The following is an 18910-nucleotide window of genomic DNA, read 5'->3' on the forward strand; positions in this document are numbered from 1 at the left end:
CGACGTAACGAATTTCATAAGCATCCGGTGAAGCTTGCAATTACCCATAAGTAGCTGACTCGTTTACGAAAAGCTTTCGCTCAAAGAATCACTTGTGATTCTGTATCGAGCTCCTAATTCTCTTAAGGTCGATGAGGTCACCAAAGTCCACCTGGACATCCGATTCAAACGGATCCGAGTGCTGCCGCCCATCGGCAAGAAGAAGCGATACCCAGCTTTGGACCTTACCGTCATCCACGCGGTAGAGCCCAATCCTCCGGCCGGCCGCAAGCGCATCGAGTGGAAGCTATTGACGAATCTTGAGGTGCATAGCTGCGAGGAGGCAGTCGAAAAAATCAAATGGTACCTGATGCGCTGGAAGATTGAGGTCTTCCATAAGATCCTCAAGTCCGGTTGCCGGGCTGAAGATGCAAGACTACGAACGGCCGATCGACTGGCAAACCTCGTCGCCGTGTTTTGCATCATGAGATGGAGAGTGCTGTGGTTGACAATGCTGTAACCGCCCGATTGGCACCGCCTGCCGCCTAACGTCTTGATGGCCTAAGAGACGTGTTTAACGACGTCGTTAGCGACGTGTCTTAGGCGAGGATTGCGATGCGTGTTGAAATTCTTGGGCAGGAACGTCGACGGCGGTGGCGCGAAGAAGACAAGCTTGCGATTGTCATGTCGGTTGGGGTTGCTGGAGCCACGATCACAGAGGTTGCTCATCGTCACGATTTAACGCGGCAGCAGATATACGCCTGGCGTAGCGAGCTCAAAAAGAAGGGGCTTTTGTCGGCATCTGCGAATGCATTGTTCATTCCAGTCGATATGAATGCCGTGCAGACCGATGTCCCTGAACTCAGGGAGAGCTGCTGCGGGATGATCGAGCTAGACGACAAATCTTCCGGACGATCCAGCCTTTCTCAAGGCAATGATTGCCGCTTTGCAGGCGGAAAACGCGAAGATGTCGGCCACATTGCAAGCGCATGATCAGTTAATCCAAACGCTGCGGCTGCGCATTGCCAAGCTGAAGAAACAGGTCTTCGGCAAGTCCTCCGAAAAGATTGAGCGTGAAATCGAGCAGTTGGAACTGGCGCTTGAGGATCTGTTGATCGCCGCCGCTGAAGGCAGTACGGCGCCAATCGATGAACCTGATGAGGCGGCGTCTGTTGTTCCCTTGGCGGATACCTCTGAAAAGATCATGCGCCGGCGCCCACGCGTCTCGGACAAGGCGGTTCGCGAGCGCCGAGAGCTCGATCCTGGCTCCTGCTGCCCGGAATGCGGAGGTGAATTGCGTCTTGTCGGTGAGGACGTCAGCGAAATCCTCGACATGATCGCCGCGCAGATGAAAGTCATCGAAGTTGCTCGACTGAAGAAGTCCTGCCGCTGCTGCGAGAAAATGGTGCAGGTGGCAGCGCCCAGCCGCCCGATACCGGGCAGCATGGCTGGCACTGGTCTCTTGGCGTACATTCTGGTCTCGAAGTTCGACGACCATTTGCCACTGTACCGTCTGAACGAGATCTTCGCCCGCATGGGCGCCGACATTCCCGACAGCACGATGGTTGATTGGTGTGGTCGCGCCATGCAGGTTCTGCAGCCTCTCATCGAGCGGATCGAAACGGCGGTCATGGCAAGTGACCTGCTTCATGCGGACGACACCCCGATCAGGGTGCTGGATCGCTCGCTGCGAGACAAGGGGTTGGGCAAGGGTGTGAAGAAGGGCAGGATCTGGACGTATGTCCGCGATCAGCGTCCATGGGCAGGCAGTTCCCCGCCCGGTGCAGTCTACTATTTTGCTCCTGACTGGAAAGAAGAGCACGTCCACCGCCACCTCAAGCAATCAAGCGGCATCCTTCAGGCTGACGGCTACAAAGGATATGGCAAGCTATACTCGCCTGGAGAAAAGGGAGAATCTCGCTTCAAGGAAGCCGCCTGCTGGGCTCATTGGCGACGAGACTTCCACGATATCTGGACATCAAACAAGTCCGAGATTGCGCGAGAGGCTCTCGATCGCATCGGAGCGCTTTACGACATCGAGCGAGGCATCAACGGCCAGCCTCCTGAGATCCGGCTTGCCGCGCGTCAGACCCAGAGCAAGCCTAAGGTCGATGCATTCCGCCACTGGGCTGAAGCTCAACTAACGCGCATTCCGGGCAAAGGCGATCTGGCGACAGCTTTCCGCTACGGTTTGAGCCGATGGTCTTCACTCTGTCTGTTCCTCGAAGACGGCCGTGTCGCGATCGACAACAATGCCGCCGAGCGGGCACTACGTCCGATAGGCGTGGGAAGACGGAACTGGCTCTTCGCGGGAGCCGATACGGGAGCGGAGACCTTGGCACGCGCCATGACGATCATCGAGACGGCAAAGATGAATGGTCTTGACCCGCAAGCCTATCTGACTGACGTGCTCGATCGCATCCACGATCACAAGATCAATCGACTCGACGAACTCCTTCCGTGGAACTGGTCGACGATCACCGCAATCGACGCAAAGGCAGCCTGATGGCGACAGTCACCTACGTCCGTACGATCAAATTTGTTGCCGAAATTCTCGAAGAGGACCCGGAACTTCTTCAGGCAATCGTCTCCAACGATGATAATCTGAGCTACGGCAGCATCATCTCCGTGTACACCGGAGACGACGAATCCGTGACCGCACTGACGGACGACGRCATGGACGAATTGGAGCAGATGCTCAAAGATGCCCGCCGCACATCCCAAGAATGGAACGACTTCCTCGACAGCTTTGTTGACGACGAGCTGCTCGTCGCTCGCATCAAAGCAAAATCGCCGCGGTAGCAATCGGGCGGTTACACAATGCTCGCGCGCACAGCGCCCGAAACATCAGACCGCCACCGGGAAATACGGTCGTCTGGCGCGGCCTCAGCGATAACGCTCTGGTGCTAATGTTTAAAGAGGAATTTGGTTGCGGGGGGCCTGATCGTACCGAGACTTACAATTTCAAGTCTCATCATCTATTTATTTTGCGAGATACCTGCCGTGCCGCCAATACGGTCTTGCAGGCCGTAGCGCTTGGCAACCATGTCCGTCGAGCCCTGGTGGCACAGTTGCCCTGCTCTGCGAGCCGGCCTGCTTCAGAATGTGGTCACCAGCACGTCCCGAGGGACCATGCGGCAAGAGGCCCTTAATCGCCCCTCGCCAGTGTAAGGATTATGGATCCGTAGCGCTGGCTCGTCAGACTAGCATTTCGTCGTGGCATCTTAATATCCCTGCAAGACCGTGGACCCTACAAAATGTAATTCGTCTAGCCAGAAATAACTCCACATAAATTCAAATTGGATTGCCAGCAACAACCTGTTGATGTATTCTTTCAGAGGTACAAACTCGGAAATAATAGTAATGAATAGATGGCTTCCTGTCTGCATCAGAGCAATAGAGGAACTTGCGGGATGCTCCGGCACCGTCTGTCGACAATTCGTCTGTTTCCACAGATATAGGTATACACGCACAACGTTATCACTAGCATACAGCCTCTATAGACAGAGTAATAGTGAACCTTAATGAATTCAAATGATCAGTCGGATTGAGCTAAAATGCCTCAGCCGTGCTTATTCTTGAGTCACTCTGGAGCAGATACAGAAGCTGCTAGCGAACTCAAACGCAGGATCCTTGCCTCGGAAGCGGCGAAGACCGCCGGCTTGACTGTCTGGTTCGACAAGGATGACTTAAATCCGGGCGACATATGGCAGCGTGAATTAGCGGACGCGATAAGCAAGCGTGCGACGGCCTTTGCTGTTTACGTTGGCTCTAGGGGGGTGGTGAACTGGGTCGAACGCGAAGTAAGCCTTGGGCTCTCGCGAGCGACTGGTGAAAATGCCATCCCGTTCATTCCAATTTTGGCAGCAGACGCCTCCGGGTCCAAATCTCTTCCGCCATTTGTGGCACAGCACCAAAGCGTCCGGGACCCGCTCAATGATCAACAGGAATTCGCCAAATTACTAACCACCATCGTTGCTGGCCCAGAAAAGCGTCGCTTCGATGCAACGGATCAGCCCTTTATCGGCCTCCGCTCAATGACTGAGGATTGGGCGGATAGGTTTTTTGGGCGCGAGAAGGAGACGGAACAAGTCGTCACGCTTTTGCGCCGCTACAACCTAGTGGCAATTGTGGCCGAGAGTGGAGCAGGTAAATCGTCTCTCGTTCAGGCTGGATTGGTCCCTCGGTTCCGGGGTGGAGCCCTTGAGGAATTAGGTGGTCGTGAGCCCGATGATCGAATCCGCCACGTAGTCATAATGAGGCCTGGCGCCGATCCATTGATTGGTTTGAAGGACGGGATCGACGCTGCGGCACGACTACTGAACTTAGACTCCGAACATCGCCGCAGGTTACGCGAGCGCGTTGATCTGAACCAGCCATATGAAACGGCTCACGCAATTCGTTGCGACCTCGATCCGAAAAAGACGCAGTCACTGTTGTACGTCGATCAATTTGAAGAATTACTTACACTGGCGCCGGAAGAGGCCCGTCAACCGTTCATAGACTTGCTTCTTGCGTTAGCCGATTGGGGGTTCCATGCTTTGCTGACAATCCGTTCAGACTATTTCAATCTCCTCAGTGGACATACCCGTCTTTGGCAACGGTTGGGGGAGGAGGGCAACGGCGCCGTCTACAGATTGCGCGGCATCAGCAATGAAGGCCTCGTCAAGGTGGTAAGTCGACCGCTAGAAATGGCCGGCCACACAAATGTTGATGAAATCAATGCTCTGGCTAGCGCTTTCCAGCGCGACATGATGGATCAACCGGGGGACCTAGCCTTAGTGCAAATGGCGCTACATGCAATATGGCGCCGTCGTCAGGAGGCGGGGGGACTGCTTGAGGCGTACCAGAAGGTCAACGGAATTGCCGGCGCTCTTGCTTACGAAGCCGATAATGTTCGCGAAACAAAGCTGTCTGTTCAAGAGCAGAATCTACTTGTTCCTCTGTTTGTCCGCTTGATCCGGCTCGGTGATACTGGAGGTGCAACGCGCCGTGCGGCACGTCTTGCAGACCTCGACGAGGTGCGAGCAAATCTCGCCCGGAAGCTGACAAGCAGCGCCTGCGCCCGTCTGCTGGTGACTACAGAAGGAGAGTCGGTTGAACCTGCACATGAGGCGCTAATTACTCAGTGGGTTTGGCTGCAGAATCAGCTCGGTGGCAAGGATACCTCTCTTGCAGTTCGACGCCTCGGAAGCCTGATGGACAGCGTAGCGAATTGGGTCGCTGCACCGGCAGTCGAAAAGCCTAAGACACTCGCCAATCGCGCAGACTATGATCGCTACGCATCACTGAAGGTCCAGCACAATGGCTGGCTCACCACTGTTGAGAGCGAATATGTTACAGATAGTGGCGAGATTTTTCTCCTTGCGGAGAAGGATAGACATAGACGCGATCGCTTACGCGCGTGGACAACTTACGCATCCCTGACGACAGCGCTTATCCTTGGCTTACTAGCTGCAGCGACGGGTTATTTCTATTTAATATCAATTGAGCAACGAAATGAGGCCCAACGTTCAGAGTCTCTTGCATTGGCTGGCCAATCGCTAAGAGAGACTGAGGTCGGCAATCCCATAGCAGCTCTCCGTCTCGCTCTTCAGGCTCTACCAGACGATCTTTCTAACCCAAAACGGCAATTTGCCCCCGAGGCACTGGATGCGTTGCGACAAGCCGTAATAGCGGCTTCAGGGGAAAGCGACATAGTGCTGAAACACAACAATGATGTAACCTCGGTCGCCGTTTCCCCCGATGGTGCATTGCTCTGCACCACCTCTAAGGATCGTGCAATCAAGCTTTGGAATGCCAACACTGGAGCTCAAATTTGGGAACAAAGCGCTTCCGCTCCTGTTCGAGGGCTCGCCTTTAGCTCGGATGGGCGACAGATTGCTAACGGTTCATCAGATCATACCGCGCAAGTAAGAGATACCGCTGACGGCCATATCATCTCTCAGTTGGTAGGCCACACTGAAACGGTCACAGCGGTAAAGTTTGCGCCTACGCAGCAGATTGTTGCCACAGGCTCCTATGATAGAACGGTTCGGCTGTGGAACCCAGTAACGGGAGAACCCATCGTTACGTTGGGAAGTTTCGACCAAGGAGTCCTCTCTGTTGATTTCAGCCCGAACGGCAGCGTTCTCGCGGCCTCATCATATCAGACGCTAGTCCGCTTCTGGGATGTTCAAACCAAGCGTGAACTAGAACCTTTGCCGCAAACGCATGTTGACGCTGTATACGCCGTTGCTTTTAGTCCAGATGGCAAGAAACTAGTGACAGCATCAAGCGACGGCACCGCTGCTATCTGGGAATTTCCAAGCAGACTTTTAGTCCGGACCTTAAGGGGCCATAAGGGTGGGCTCTACTCGGCGGCGTTCAATAGGACTGGAACACAGATCATTACTAGTTCCGCCGATCGAACTGCACGTGTTTGGGATGTCCAAACTGGGCGCGAGCTTGCGATTCTGACCGGGCACCATCGGGATATCTTCTCCGCGGCATTTAGCCCAGACGGCAACCGGGCCGTCGTCGGCGGACAAGCCGACAATGCGAGGGTCTGGACGCTCTCTGTTCCAGATGGGCAGGAATTGATCAATCGAGCAAGGAAACTTCTGCAGTAATTCCGACATATGACAAAAAGGGAGGATGAGTCGATGTTGACTAGTGGATGTATTTCTCGGAGGCAATTCATAACTGGTCTTCTTTCAACAGGATTAGCGGCTAGCTTTAACCTAGTCTTGAGAGGTAATTCGTTTGCGAATGTTGACTACTTACTAGAAGACTCTGTGCGAGCATGTATACCTGTTTCTCCAGTAGAAACTCTCTATCATTTGCCCCAGCCCTTTGAGGTAGGCATAATCCGCGGAAATGATCGACTAAGGTGTGCCCTCGCGGACAAAACACTTGATATCATCAAATCCGGCTTTTCAGCCGATCGCTTTGGGGTTCCGGAATTACTCCCCGTGCCAAAGCCTATTGCGCCCGGCATGCGTCAATATTCTATTTTCGAACTCGGCGATCTTTTGGTTTACAATTCACTTTCAGTGCAGCTTGCGCGTGAATATGAATCGTTCCGGCCCCGCCTGGACCAAAACGTTGTGTTTTCATATCGAGTGAATCTTGAAAACATCGATTTGGTCGGCGGTGTTCAAAGCCATCAGGCGTTTCGGCAACATGCGATATATTCAGATCGCGCAATTATGTCTGAGTATATTCTGAAAGTTGATATCAAAGAATTTTATAAAAGTGTATCACTTGGCAATTTAGAGAGAATTTTATCGTGTATCACTCGCCAGGAAATCATAGCAGAATACTTGATGAATATTGTACGATACTGGAGTTCAACCGTTGACAGCGGCCTTCTTGTCGGTTCTCTCGCGTCCAGCTTGCTTGCGGAAGCCGTACTAATTCCAGTTGATCAAAAATTGTTGCGTAGCGGATTCCAATATTGCAGGTTCTCAGATGACTTTGTGTTCTTTTGCTCCAGTCAGAATGAAGCACACGATGCACTCGGCGCGGTTACTGAAGCCCTCGGCGATATCGGATTGGCAATAAATTCTACAAAGACAAAGATCGTTCGCAAGAAAGTAGGTTATCCGGCGGATAGTTCTGAAATTGCCGGATCCGGTAATTTGGACACGAGACACGGGCCCTCTGGAGGTGAGCAAGAGTCTCCGTTGGACGAGTCAGATTCTCCCCCGCGAAATAACCACCACCGCGGCTCCGAGAGGAGCTCATTGAGGAAGGTGGGATGTGATGAATTATTTCTAGCCGCGATGGAATCTCACTCAGCGGGCGCCATACAACAGTGGATGCGATCCGCCGTGTTTCTCCGCGATAAGCGTCACATTCAGCTTGCGGCACGGTTCGTCGCCGAGCAGCCACACCATACAGCCTTTTTTGTTAGCGCGGTGAAGACGATGCTTCGTGGAAGAACGCGCACCGATTGGGATCGCGTTCTTGGAAGCGTCTCGGAAGTGCTACTAGATGATACATCTCACCCATTTTCACGCTTAAAGGGCTTTGTGCTCATTCGTGGTAGCGCCGCCGGCGCCTCAAGGGCCACGGCATTTTTGCAAAAAGGCGAAGGCGCCGACGACGGATATCTTCATCGGCTTGCCATCGAATGTCTAGGAACTGAGCCTGTCGCTCGTTCAATCGCAGAGCGGTACCAGCATTCCCCACATGGGTGGTGTCGTCGGGCTGCGTTAAGAAAGTTAGCTATGGCACCAGACAAKCAACACAGCCAGTTGGGAAGCGAGACGGATGATCCGATCACCTATGGGCTGCGTACTTGACCGGATTTGCCATATCGGTTGGCCCTCAACCTCCTTAAGGCGGCGTGCAGATTATTAAAAAGACAACGACCTCGCATCTACAGCGCAAGTTGTGGGAATCGACCTTCAGGACCCGATCTGGAGCCGAAAGAAAGCTTTCTGAACTCGCGATTGCTTGGTGGCGCACAATTCACAGAGTGGACCAAGATCCGAGCAGCTTCGGAAGCGCTCAAGGGCGCAATATACACCTATGCGGCATCCGCGGATCCATATGATGGCTCACGGACCGCCGATTTACGTTTCGACGAGGAATGCGAAAAAATTGCTGAGGAAATCGAAGACCTGTTGGGCGTGCTCGAGACAAAACAAACGGCGGCATCCGCGCCCACAGCGCCCTTTGCTTCTCCATCCGAATACATCGATCGCCGGGTGCGCAAACAAGTCGCCTATTATGAAGAAAATGCTACACATTACGTTCCCATAGCGCGGAGGCTGCGACGTAGCGAATTCGCTCTCTCATTGCTGGCCGCAGTTGTTACGGCGGCCGTAGGAGTGGCGAACAAAGACCTGTTCGGTCTGGGTTTCGATTTTGTAGCGCTGACCTCGGTTCTGGCAACAATAGGCGGCGCGATCCTTGCCCAAATTGAGGCTTCTCGATACGATTTTGTCATTTCTACCAATCGCACTACTGCCCGCAGGCTCAGTGACCTTGCCCCGTTGAAATAATCCATTTTGAAGTAAGCTCTGGCCCATTTGAGAGGACCAGAGGATGAAGCGCAATCGTTTCACAGACGAACAGATCATCGGCATATTGAAGGAGCACGAGGCAGGCACGCCGGTCTCGGAGCTTTGCCGCAAGCATGGCGTCAGCGATGCCAGCATCTATAAATGGAAGGCCAAGTTCGGCGGCATGGAGGTGTCCGAGGCCAAGCGGCTGAAGACGCTTGAGGACGAGAACACGAAGCTGAAGCGGCTTCTGGCGGATGCGATGTGTAACCATCCGGTCAGGGCCGCAGTAGCCTCGGCTTCTTACGGTTTCGTTCTGCAACGAGCTTCGATGGCGGGTTGGCGTCTCCGCGAAGATTGCGGATAATTTATTGAAGGTTTTCGATGCCGACTTCGGTAAACAAGACAATGTGCTCGCTGCGCTCTGAGGCTGGATAGTCGTCATATGCAGACACGCAGCCATCTTCGGAGAACATCTCAATCGAGCATTCCCGCAAGAAGTCTTCGTCCTCATTGAGCATCGTTGCCACGTATTTCAAGGTGTACAGGGCGGAGTTGCGATAACCCATGATGCCTCGATCTGTGTTTTTCAGATTTGGTCAGTGCTGCTGGTTTTGGCTCTTCGCAAAGCCAGCCTTTCCAAGCGTCCGACGGCGGGCAAGTCTAGCAACACGGTCTTGAACGATATCGACGCTTATATCGACGGGGTCGAAGCGGCCACCATACCAATGCACAAACTCTCGATGCTGCGCATGTCGTGGCTTCGCCATGACGTTGAGGAATTCCTCGAACCCCGAGGTGCTACCAACATCTTCCGGTGGCGCTCTGCGCTGACCATCAACAAAGCGCGGATATTCGATCCCCGGACTACCATCCTCTAATTCCTCGACCGTGATGGTGTGCCGCCAGTTATCGCCGAAGTCATAGGTGTATTTGAAGGTCGCGATCCCACGCTCGATAAGCGCCCCGATGCGGATGTTGCGAGCCGCAAAGGTTTTTCGCTCATAGAGGTCTTCTGGATCCGGCACATCGTAACACCGGCCACAAGCCTCGAACTCGAACAGATGATAATCCTCGAACAGCATCACCGCCTGAATGACATCGTGAAGCCCCTTCAAGCTCATCGTGAGGGGAACCTCGACCCTGCGCCAGATCGAAGGCTCGATATCGTCGAGTTGGATATGTAGTCGAGCGATGCGATCGACGGTCATGATGCCAACGCCATCGTAGGACGCAGACCTGTCCAATTCCAAGGGAGCAGGTCCGCAAGCTGTGTCATCGGCATGTCAGCGATACGAGCGAGAACATCGGCCAGCCAGGCCTGAGGATCAATGTCGTTGAGCTTGGCCGTCGTGATCAACGTTGCCATGAAGGCAGCACGATCAGCGCCGCGATCGGAGCCTGCGAACAACCACGATTTCCTGCCGAGCGCAAAGCCGCGCCGAGCGCGTTCGGCGGCATTGTTGGTCAGGCAAATCCGACCGTCGCCCAGGAAGGAGGTAAAGCCCTCCCAGCGCTTTAGCATGTAGTCGATCGGCTCGGCGACGGGCGAGCTGCGCGACAGCTTTGTCCGCTCGGCCCGCATCCAGGCCTCAAGCTCTTCGACGAGACGACGGCTGTCCTGCTGACGTCGCGCCAGTCTTTCACTTGCAGCGAGACGATTGATGTCACGCTCAATATCGAACAGGGCATCGATCCGTTTCACGGCCTCGAGCGCCACCGGCGAGATCGGCGTGGCGTTCTTGCCGCGTTTGGCGTTGGTGGCGATGTCGGCAAGCACGAAGAACTTGCGACGCGAATGCGCCCAGCACAATGCCTGGGTCAGCGGACCGGAATCACGGTCCATTTTGAAGAGTGGGTTGTAGCCGCCATAGGCATCCGCCTGCAGAATGCCGGTGAAGTTCTTGAGGTGGCGCTCGGGATGTTCCTGTCGCCGATCGCGGGAGGCATAGTAGAGGGCTGCCGGTGGCGACGTTCCGCCGAACGGCCGATCGTCCCTGACATAGGTCCAAATCCGCCCGGTATCGGCCTTGCCCTTCGCCAGGATCGGCACGGTCGTGTCATCGCCATGTAGACGCTCGGCAGCAAGCACATGCGCCTCGATCAATCCGTGCAAGGGCTTCAAGACCGCTGTGCAAGCGCCAACCTGGTCGGCAAGCGTCGAGAGGCTGAGGTCGATGCCTTCACGGGCATAGCGTTCACTCTGCCGGTTCAGCGGCTGATGCTGACCGAACTTCTCAAACAGGATCATCGCCAAGAGGTTTGGTCCGGCAAAGCCGCGCGGCGTCGCGTGGAAAGGTGCCGGCGGCTGGGCGATCTTCTCACATTCCCGGCACGAGAACTTCTCGCGCACCGTCTGGATGACCTTCCACTGGCGCGGGATCACTTCCAATGTCTCGGTGATGTCCTCACCGAGTTTTGCCAGCCTGGCCGAGCCACAGCGGCATCTTCCAGACTGTAGCGGAATGGGCTGCCAAGTTCGGCCGAGAATATGCCCGTTCCATCCGATGTCGATCCAGGGGAAGTTTGCCGACAAGTGGGCGGGCCGTCGACGCTGATGGTTATGTTCTCGATGTTTTGATCCAGAGCCGCCGGGACAAGACGGCCGCACTTCGGCTGATGCGAAAGCTACTGAAGGGCAGTGCGTCACGCCACGTGTCATGATCACCGACAAGCTCAGATCCTACGATGCCGCCAGAAGAGAAATCATGCCCAGTGTCGAGCATCGCTCGCATAAGGGCCTGAATAACCGGGCAGACGACAGAGCAGGATATGCCTTCGGGCCGCTTCATCATTGCCTACTCACCAAAGAATGGCATCGACTGGTCTGTCAGCTGGCAGGGCACGCAGCAGGAATCGCTGGTCAGCATCATTCCGAAAATTGTCGAGACATTGCGAGCGTCCACGGACAAACTTCAACGCCTCATGACAGCCGAGGACGAGGCCGAGGCGAAGAGGAGAAAGGAGCGGCAGGAGGAGTGGGAAAGCTACGAACGGCGGGAGGATGCCCGAAGGGTCGCTCAGGCTCTTACCGACAGTCGGCAGCAGCTTGCTGAGACCATCGAGAAGTGGGGCAAGGCGATGACCGTCGAACGCTTTTTCGCGGATGCGGGGGCGCGGTTGGGAGGTGTCGATGAAGAGCGCCGCCAACGTCTGACAGAGCGGCTGGAGCTGCGATGATGGGAAACGTGGATCCACTGGATTTCATCGAACATTGGCAGGCGCCTGAAGAAAGATACCGGTCGAAATATGAATAGCCAGCGCAGCCTCCGCCGCATAACGCCGCGAAAGAAACATTGAAGAATACAGGAGAAATCAGCATAGCGCCGCCCCCCGGCGGGATTTCGGGAGTTCTCGACACGGAACAAGCGGTTACCGGCCAGCCGCAGGAGCCTCAGCGCAGCGACCGAAAGGGTGGCGGGACCGACTGGCCCCGCATGGGCCGTCCCGTCTGGAGCCGCCACCGTCGCGGCGACCCGAAAATAATCTGTACATCAACCGATCCGTCGGTAAGAACATAATAAGAACATGGATTGATCGCTAGGGATTTTCCTGTCATTTTGTCAAAAAATGACCCAGCAGCGATTCGAGGACAGCATGCGCCACAATACCCGGACGGAATTTACGGCTCTTCGGGAAAAGGCGGGAATGACCGTTGCGCAGGCAGCTGAGTTACTGGACGTGTCACTGAGAACGGCCAGACGGTATGAGGATGGTGAAAGCCAGCCTCGCCGTCTTGAGATCAAGGCACTCGAGAGAATTGCGCAACAAGGAGTAAAGGAGCCCCCGACACGGTTTCGTTTCATCGATCTGTTTGCTGGTATCGGTGGCTTACGTCTGGGCTTCGAAAGCATCGGCGGTCATTGCGCCTTCACATCTGAATGGGATCCGCACAGCCAGAAAACCTACGCCCTGAACTATCGTGACAATCACCAGATCGGTGGTGACATTCGCGAGTTCTCGCAGGATCCGGGAAAGATCCCGGAGCATGACGTCCTGCTCGCAGGCTTTCCGTGCCAGCCATTTTCAATTGCCGGTGTTTCAAAGAAAAACGCGCTTGGACGCCCCCACGGCTTCCTATGCGATACGCAGGGTACACTGTTTTTCGATACGGCGCAGATCATCGCACATCACCGGCCTGCGGCTTTCGTCCTGGAAAACGTCAAAAACCTGGAAAGCCATGATGGCGGGCGCACCTTTGCGACGATCATGAACGTCCTCACCAATGAGCTCGGCTATCACGTCCAGCACAGGGTGATCAGCTCGGAATCGTGGGTTCCGCAGAAGCGTGAGCGGGTATTTATTGTCGGTTTCAGGGAGCCGACAGATTTCGATTTCAGCTCGCTTGTTATCCCGGACCCGAAGAATGGCCCCAAACTGGGCAGCATTCTTGAGCCGCACGAGGAAGTCCACCCGAAATATACGCTGACACCCCGGCTCTGGGAGTATCTCCAGAACTACAAGGCCAAACATCAGTCCAAAGGCAACGGGTTCGGCTTCAGCCTCTTCGGGCCAAATGACGTCACCCGGACACTTTCGGCGCGCTACTACAAGGATGGTTCAGAAGTTCTGGTCGAGCAGCCGGGGAAAAGACCGCGGCGCCTGACCCCACTCGAATGTGCCCGATTGATGGGTTTTGATCGGGGCGACCGGCGTTTCAAGATCGCAGTTTCTGACACCCAGGCGTACCGGCAGTTCGGAAACGCTGTTGTGGTACCAGTCGTGGAATTTGTCGCGCAGGCCATGGAAAAGCACATCATGGCGGCACTGCGAAAGGCTGAGCAGGAGCCGGCGGTCATCGAGGCTATTCGTTCTGTGACGAGACCCGACAGGGTGCAAATGACTGCGAATGGCTGATACCGTTTCTCCCGAAATCAGAAGCCGGATGATGTCCGGTATCCGGGGCAAGAACACAAAACCGGAGATGATACTGAGGCGTGGGCTTCACGGCCTCGGTTTCCGCTTCCGTCTGCATGACAAGCGCCTGCCCGGGAAACCGGATCTTGTGTTTCCCAAATATCGGGCGGTGATATTTGCCCACGGATGCTTCTGGCACGGCCATGACTGTCATCTCTTCAAATGGCCATCGAGCCGTCCGGACTTCTGGCTTGCCAAGATCAACCGTAACAGGGAGGTCGATGTCCGCTCGGAAGCCCTTCTTGCACAGGATGGCTGGCGTCAGTGCATTGTGTGGGAGTGTGCAATGAAAGGGCGAACAAGGCTTCCGTTGGAAGAGCTGATTGCAGAGTGCGCCCTCTGGCTCAGGACCGACGTGCCAAGAATGGAAATCCGGGGGCGGGACGCATGAAGAGAGGATCCCTTTCAGACTATTTTGAGGGGATCGTCGTCAAGCGGCTCAGCGCCGTCGAGACAACTCCTGCAACGTCCAATCAGCATGAATTCAATGGATCGGCTTCGCTGCGACACCTGCTGGGTGATGCGGACCGAAAAAACATACCCACCCGCTTCATCTGGCTGGGTGAAGAGCAGGAAGCCATCACCGTCGAGGGCATGGTCAGTTGGTATGATGCAAGGAGAAGCCACCCCAACCGCACCGAATATCGCCTTTACTACTACGGGAATGAGATCACCGGCATGATGTCCGCCGGTGACGTATTCTTTCTGGCCATATGCCGGGACGCATCGGCAATGGTTATTGTGACCCCGTCTGGCACAACTATCCAGAACCAGCTTGTCTGGCTGTTCGGCCTTGAAGACCAGCCGGAGTTCCAGTTCACGTTCCAGCAGATCGAAGGCAACAACGACGCCGAACTCGACTTCGCGGCGCGTTATATTCTCGACGAGCTCGGGCTCGAACTTGAAGAGCCGGAAGCTGACAGGCTCGACGATCTGATCGAGCCATTCGGGCTGAAATTTCCCAGAACGAGAGAGTTTTCCGATCTTGCCCGCACGTCACTTCCAGATGTCTCGGCTCGCGACGACGCTGACGGCGCTCTCGTGGCGTGGATGGATCGTGAGGAACAGCTGTTCCGCAGGCTGGAGAGACGGATAGTCGCCGAACGTATCAGCAGCGGATTTCAGGCGACTGATGGCGCTGACGTCGACGGATTTCTCAACTTTTCTCTCAGCGTCCAGAACCGCCGAAAATCCCGCGCCGGTTCAGCGCTTGAAAATCATCTTGAGGCCGTCTTCACCGATCACGGGATTGCCTATGTAAGGGGAGCTGAAACAGAGAACCGGAACAAGCCGGATTTTCTTTTCCCTGGCCAGAGTGAATATCGCGACCTCACCTTTCCTTCCGAGCGGTTGACGATGCTTGGATCGAAATCAACACTCAAGGATCGCTGGCGCCAGGTGCTTTCTGAAGCCGAGCGAATACCGGACAAGCATTTGCTGACACTCGAACCCGGCATCTCGGAAAACCAGACCGATGAGATGCGGACGAAACATCTTCAGCTGGTCATCCCGAGAAGCATCCAGACTTCGTTTCGACCGGCGCAAAGGGATTGGCTAATCAGCGTCCGCGATTTTATTGGGTTGGTGAAACGTCGACAGATCCGGATCTGAGGTCGATCAAGTTTCGACCTCTTGCGGGCGTTGTTTTTTAATCTCTGCAATGTAGAGATGTGTCGGGGCATATAAACGGGGGAGTCAGGTGCATAGAACGGTGGCGGCAAGAAGTGATGGACGCTTCCGGTGAATGGCCATGTCCTCGAGCTGTCATCTCCGCTCGCCAGTATTTCTCCGCTGTTTCGTCTGGCCCTGATAAAGGGCGAGGAAGCATCGGTCCTGCTTCATCTTCGTCGACACGCACCTATCAACGGACGGGACGCTCACGGCAGAACACCCCTGATGATAGCCGCGACAAACGGGCGGGCGGGCATTTGCGAATTGCTCGTCCTCGAGGGCGCTGATGTCTCCCTCAGCGACGCTGAGGGATGCACTGCCGTCGACCTGGCGACAAGATACGGCCATCATGTTATCGCTTCCAGCCTCCAGGCCAGAATCGCCGTGTCGCCGCCTGGGGTCACTGACGCCGCTCCAGGCGCTGATCCGGGCGAGGCGATCATCGAAGGCTGGGAGGCCGAGGTAGAGTTTCACGCTCCTGCTGATGGCCGTGTCGCTGATGAAGATGTCATTGCGTTGCAGGTTGCCATCGCGTCACACCGTGTGACCCGGGAACGCGACGACTGGGAAACCGCTGATATTTCCCTCCCCGCCAGCACCACGGAAAAAACTACCGTTGCGATCCCGCAGACGGTCCATGCAATGATAGCCAGCGGTCTCGCTGCGGGATGGCTTACTGACGATGCTGTTACTGCTGCATGGGCGCGGGCCAGGCCGGAGCATATCCGTCAATTGCGGCAGTTGCTCGCCGCGGCCAACGTCAGGGTTTTCCCTGCCCGTCCCGGCAACCCGTTCCAGTGGATCAGCAATGCGGAACCGGCAAGTCGGGATCTCGATCTCTGCCAGGAGGTTTTCGGCGTTTTCCGCGACACGTGCGCCGACCGGCTGGACACAGCTGAAAAATACAGGCTGGAGATTGCCGACTTCGGACCGTTCAGCCCCGATCGCGAGGCCAGAATTTTCGGGAAGGTTGCCGAAGCCCGTGGGCGCCTCGTAGATGCGTTCACCGGGTTTCTCCAGATAACTCCCCTCGCCCTGCAGGGTAAACTCCTGCCAACCGAAGAGGTTGTGGACGATGCTACGGAGGAGACTGATGACGAGAGCGATGTTTTCGAGACCGGAGATGATGTCACGTCCGAAACGGGCACCGGCGACCCCACAGCAGCAGAACTCTTCCTGCGGGATTTTATAAAGCTCTTCGATGAGCTCGAGCAAAAGATTTCGGACAGGCAATCCCTCGAAAGTCTGAGACTGGCGCTCGATAACTACCGCAGGGCCAGAGACCGGGGCATGGAGGGAGGCTTGAAGCTGGTGCCCTGGCTGGCGTATCGATACCGCAGAAGAGGATTACCCATCGAAGACCTCGTTCAGGAGGGCAATATCGGGCTGATGCGGGCGGTCGAAAAGTTCGACATCACCAAGGGCAGCAGGTTCGGATCATATGCGGTTTGGTGGATACGTCAGGCCATGCTGCGGGCCATCGAAGACCAGTCTCGCCTCGTACGCGTCCCGGTCCATATCGGTGAGTTTGTCAGAAAGACGGAACGCATCCGGCAACGAGTGAAGGCCGGACTCGGCCGCGAGGCGACCGTCGAAGAGATTGCGAGCGAACTGGAGGTTTCTCCGGGTAAGATCAGAAATGTTCTTGCTATCCCGGGCGCGCCCTTCCCTGCTGTTTCGCGATCGCGGGTCGACGACAGTGTCCCGCTCCCCGATCGCCGCCATGACCTAGCAAACCTGCGCTCCCTTACCAGCGAAATGCTCTTGATGTTGCCGGCGAGAACGGAGCGTGTACTTCGTCTCCGTTTCGGCATGGGAGGCGTTGAGGAACACACTCTCGAAGAGGTCGGAGAAAAGTTCGACGTGACGAGGGAGCGCATCCGGCAGATCGAAGCGAAGGGTTTGCGGGTGCTCCGGCACCCGAACAGGTCAAAAAAACTGGAGGCGTTCCTTTGAACGAACCTGTCAGGATCACAGGCGCGCGAAATGCGCCGCCGCGCGCCAGCGCTATGATCGAGGCCCTGCGTGGCCTGGGCTACTCTGCAGCCACGGCGCTTGCTGACATCATTGACAACAGCGTTGCCGCCCATGCCACGACAGTTGACCTCACGTTCATCTGGAACGGTACCTCGAGCGCCATTTCCATTCTCGACAACGGCGATGGAATGGATGACGTGCTTCTCGACCGGGCCATGCGCCTCGGTGAAAGAAGCCCGCTTGAACAGCGCAGTGGTGGAGATCTCGGCCGGTTCGGCCTCGGTCTGAAAACCGCCTCGTTTTCGCAGGCGCGTCGCCTTACCGTGGCGTCACGAAGAGATGGCGTTACCAGGACCCTGCGCTGGGATCTCGATATCCTGCGCGACGACAGGAGCGGCTCCTGGTCACTTCTTGAGGGACCGGCGCAGGGGTCGGACGGGCTCCTCGGAAATCTGGAACCTCTCGAGCATGGCACGCTCGTGCTTTGGGAGAACATGGACCGCATTGCTCCGCGCGGCGCAAGGTCACAGGATTTTCTCGAGCTGATCGATGTAATCGAGAAACATCTGGCAATGGTTTTTCATCGGTACATCGTCTCGCGCAAGCTGGCGATCCACATCAACGGCAAACCGGTGCAGGCATGGGATCCTTTTCTCGAGGGACGCGCAGACACGTGGCGCTCCGGTCGCGACCGGTTTTCTGTCAATGGTTACGAAGTAGCGGTCGAGGGATTTGTTCTTCCGCACAAGGATCGTCTCCCGGAGAAAACCTGGGCCGATGCGGCCGGACCCGATGGCTGGACATCGCAGCAGGGCTTTTACGTCTATCGGAACGAACGCCTTCTCGTAGCAGKGCACTGGCTCGGACTTGGTCGCGGCCGTTCCTGGACGAAGGATGAGCCATTTCGTCTTGCGCGGATCAAGCTGGATATCCCGAACAGCGCCGATGAGGACTGGAAGATCGACATCCGAAAATCGACAGCACGACCTCCACTGGAGGCCCGTCCCCGCCTGTCCCTGTTCGCCGAAGATGTCCGCCAGCGGGCACGGAAGGTTTTTGCGTTTCGCGGCAAACCGGATCGGAGCGCCAGGGGCGGACCTGTCGCACCCGCGTGGCGCGCCGATCGTCTGTCTGGCGGTATCCGATACAGGATAGATGAAAACCATACAGCGGTAGCTGCTGTGCTCGAGCAGGCGGGTCCGCTGCGCGCCGACGTCCTGGCAATGCTCCGGATCATAGAGGAAACGGTCCCGGTCCAGCAAATCTGGCTTGATACAGCCGAGGCGAAGGACACACCGAAGACCGGTTTCGAGGGGACGCCGCCGGATGAGCTGATATCCATCATGCAGACGGTATTCAATAATCTCGTCAGC

Annotated in this window: 15 protein-coding genes and 3 pseudogenes; 15 read left to right on the forward strand and 3 right to left on the reverse strand. The window is 55.9% G+C overall.

What is annotated here, in order from left to right; translation table 11 throughout:
- Positions 1-94 precede the first annotated feature (94 nt).
- The 8 genes and pseudogenes from AC1ECN_RS27395 to AC1ECN_RS27430 all read left to right on the forward strand — a co-directional run.
- Positions 95-499, forward strand: a complete 405-nt coding sequence (locus AC1ECN_RS27395) for a hypothetical protein (RefSeq protein WP_477954719.1) — start codon at positions 95-97, stop codon at positions 497-499.
- Between the two features lie 95 nt (positions 500-594).
- On the forward strand, positions 595-972 hold the full coding sequence (locus AC1ECN_RS27400; RefSeq protein ID WP_477954721.1) for a transposase: 378 nt from the start codon (positions 595-597) through the stop codon (positions 970-972).
- The gene (tnpC, locus tag AC1ECN_RS27405; protein ID WP_477954723.1) at positions 914-2485 is read left to right on the forward strand and encodes an IS66 family transposase; all 1572 of its coding nucleotides are present in this window, start codon (positions 914-916) and stop codon (positions 2483-2485) included. Before AC1ECN_RS27400 ends, tnpC (AC1ECN_RS27405) begins: the two co-directional genes overlap by 59 nt.
- Entirely contained in the window at positions 2485-2781 is a 297-nt protein-coding gene (locus tag AC1ECN_RS27410) for a hypothetical protein (protein WP_477954740.1), read from the forward strand. The genes tnpC (AC1ECN_RS27405) and AC1ECN_RS27410 overlap by 1 nt, the downstream gene beginning before the upstream one ends.
- A gap of 755 nt (positions 2782-3536) precedes the next feature.
- On the forward strand, positions 3537-6590 hold the full coding sequence (locus AC1ECN_RS27415) for a toll/interleukin-1 receptor domain-containing protein (protein WP_477954724.1): 3054 nt from the start codon (positions 3537-3539) through the stop codon (positions 6588-6590).
- A 342-nt stretch (positions 6591-6932) separates the two neighbouring features.
- Entirely contained in the window at positions 6933-8267 is a 1335-nt protein-coding gene (locus AC1ECN_RS27420; protein ID WP_477954726.1) for an RNA-directed DNA polymerase, read from the forward strand.
- A gap of 18 nt (positions 8268-8285) precedes the next feature.
- Positions 8286-8972, forward strand: coding sequence for a hypothetical protein (locus tag AC1ECN_RS27425; RefSeq protein ID WP_477954728.1), 687 nt, complete (start codon positions 8286-8288; stop codon positions 8970-8972).
- Between the two features lie 43 nt (positions 8973-9015).
- Positions 9016-9246, forward strand: a pseudogene (locus AC1ECN_RS27430) (transposase); the annotation flags it as partial.
- Positions 9247-9340: 94 nt separating this feature from the next.
- Here AC1ECN_RS27430 and AC1ECN_RS27435 read toward each other — a convergent pair.
- The 3 genes and pseudogenes from AC1ECN_RS27435 to tnpC (AC1ECN_RS27445) form a co-directional block, all read right to left on the reverse strand.
- Positions 9341-9541, reverse strand: coding sequence for a hypothetical protein (locus AC1ECN_RS27435; RefSeq protein WP_477954729.1), 201 nt, complete (start codon positions 9539-9541; stop codon positions 9341-9343).
- Positions 9542-9571: 30 nt separating this feature from the next.
- On the reverse strand, positions 9572-10183 hold the full coding sequence (locus AC1ECN_RS27440; RefSeq protein ID WP_477954730.1) for a plasmid pRiA4b ORF-3 family protein: 612 nt from the start codon (positions 10181-10183) through the stop codon (positions 9572-9574).
- Positions 10180-11412: pseudogene (tnpC, locus tag AC1ECN_RS27445) on the reverse strand (IS66 family transposase); the annotation flags it as partial. The gene AC1ECN_RS27440 and the pseudogene tnpC (AC1ECN_RS27445), both read right to left, overlap by 4 nt.
- An 8-nt stretch (positions 11413-11420) precedes the next feature.
- Here tnpC (AC1ECN_RS27445) and AC1ECN_RS27450 point away from each other — a divergent pair.
- The 7 genes and pseudogenes from AC1ECN_RS27450 to AC1ECN_RS27480 form a co-directional block, all read left to right on the forward strand.
- Positions 11421-11734 (forward strand): annotated as a pseudogene (locus tag AC1ECN_RS27450) (DDE-type integrase/transposase/recombinase); the annotation flags it as partial.
- Between the two features lie 10 nt (positions 11735-11744).
- A complete protein-coding gene (locus tag AC1ECN_RS27455; protein WP_477954742.1) occupies positions 11745-12152 on the forward strand; it encodes a hypothetical protein in 408 nt (135 codons plus the stop codon).
- Between the two features lie 417 nt (positions 12153-12569).
- A complete protein-coding gene (dcm, locus tag AC1ECN_RS27460; RefSeq protein ID WP_477954732.1) occupies positions 12570-13829 on the forward strand; it encodes a DNA (cytosine-5-)-methyltransferase in 1260 nt (419 codons plus the stop codon).
- Positions 13822-14280 carry a very short patch repair endonuclease gene (locus tag AC1ECN_RS27465; protein ID WP_477954733.1) on the forward strand — a complete coding sequence of 153 codons (459 nt, stop codon included), beginning with the start codon at positions 13822-13824 and terminating at the stop codon, positions 14278-14280. Before dcm ends, AC1ECN_RS27465 begins: the two co-directional genes overlap by 8 nt.
- A complete protein-coding gene (locus tag AC1ECN_RS27470; protein WP_477954735.1) occupies positions 14277-15500 on the forward strand; it encodes a type II restriction endonuclease in 1224 nt (407 codons plus the stop codon). The genes AC1ECN_RS27465 and AC1ECN_RS27470 overlap by 4 nt, the downstream gene beginning before the upstream one ends.
- A 129-nt stretch (positions 15501-15629) precedes the next feature.
- A complete protein-coding gene (locus tag AC1ECN_RS27475) occupies positions 15630-17516 on the forward strand; it encodes a sigma-70 family RNA polymerase sigma factor (RefSeq protein ID WP_477954737.1) in 1887 nt (628 codons plus the stop codon).
- Positions 17513-18910 (forward strand): ATP-binding protein (locus AC1ECN_RS27480; RefSeq protein ID WP_477954738.1); only part of this gene is annotated, 1398 nt, incomplete at its 3' end. The genes AC1ECN_RS27475 and AC1ECN_RS27480, both read left to right, overlap by 4 nt.

Source organism: Rhizobium sp. 01N447_2, from assembly GCF_056399245.1.

Excerpts from the sequence above, each read along its gene's own strand:
- dcm (WP_477954732.1), top strand. The coding sequence starts at position 12,570 with ATGCGCCACAATACCCGGACGGAATTTACGGCTCTTCGGGAAAAGGCG.
- AC1ECN_RS27455 (WP_477954742.1), top strand. The coding sequence starts at position 11,745 with ATGCCTTCGGGCCGCTTCATCATTGCCTACTCACCAAAGAATGGCATC.
- AC1ECN_RS27415 (WP_477954724.1), top strand. The coding sequence starts at position 3,537 with ATGCCTCAGCCGTGCTTATTCTTGAGTCACTCTGGAGCAGATACAGAA.
- AC1ECN_RS27435 (WP_477954729.1), bottom strand. The coding sequence starts at position 9,541 with ATGGGTTATCGCAACTCCGCCCTGTACACCTTGAAATACGTGGCAACG.
- AC1ECN_RS27465 (WP_477954733.1), top strand. The coding sequence starts at position 13,822 with ATGGCTGATACCGTTTCTCCCGAAATCAGAAGCCGGATGATGTCCGGT.
- tnpC (WP_477954723.1), top strand. The coding sequence starts at position 914 with ATGATTGCCGCTTTGCAGGCGGAAAACGCGAAGATGTCGGCCACATTG.
- AC1ECN_RS27440 (WP_477954730.1), bottom strand. The coding sequence starts at position 10,183 with ATGACCGTCGATCGCATCGCTCGACTACATATCCAACTCGACGATATC.
- AC1ECN_RS27400 (WP_477954721.1), top strand. The coding sequence starts at position 595 with ATGCGTGTTGAAATTCTTGGGCAGGAACGTCGACGGCGGTGGCGCGAA.
- AC1ECN_RS27470 (WP_477954735.1), top strand. The coding sequence starts at position 14,277 with ATGAAGAGAGGATCCCTTTCAGACTATTTTGAGGGGATCGTCGTCAAG.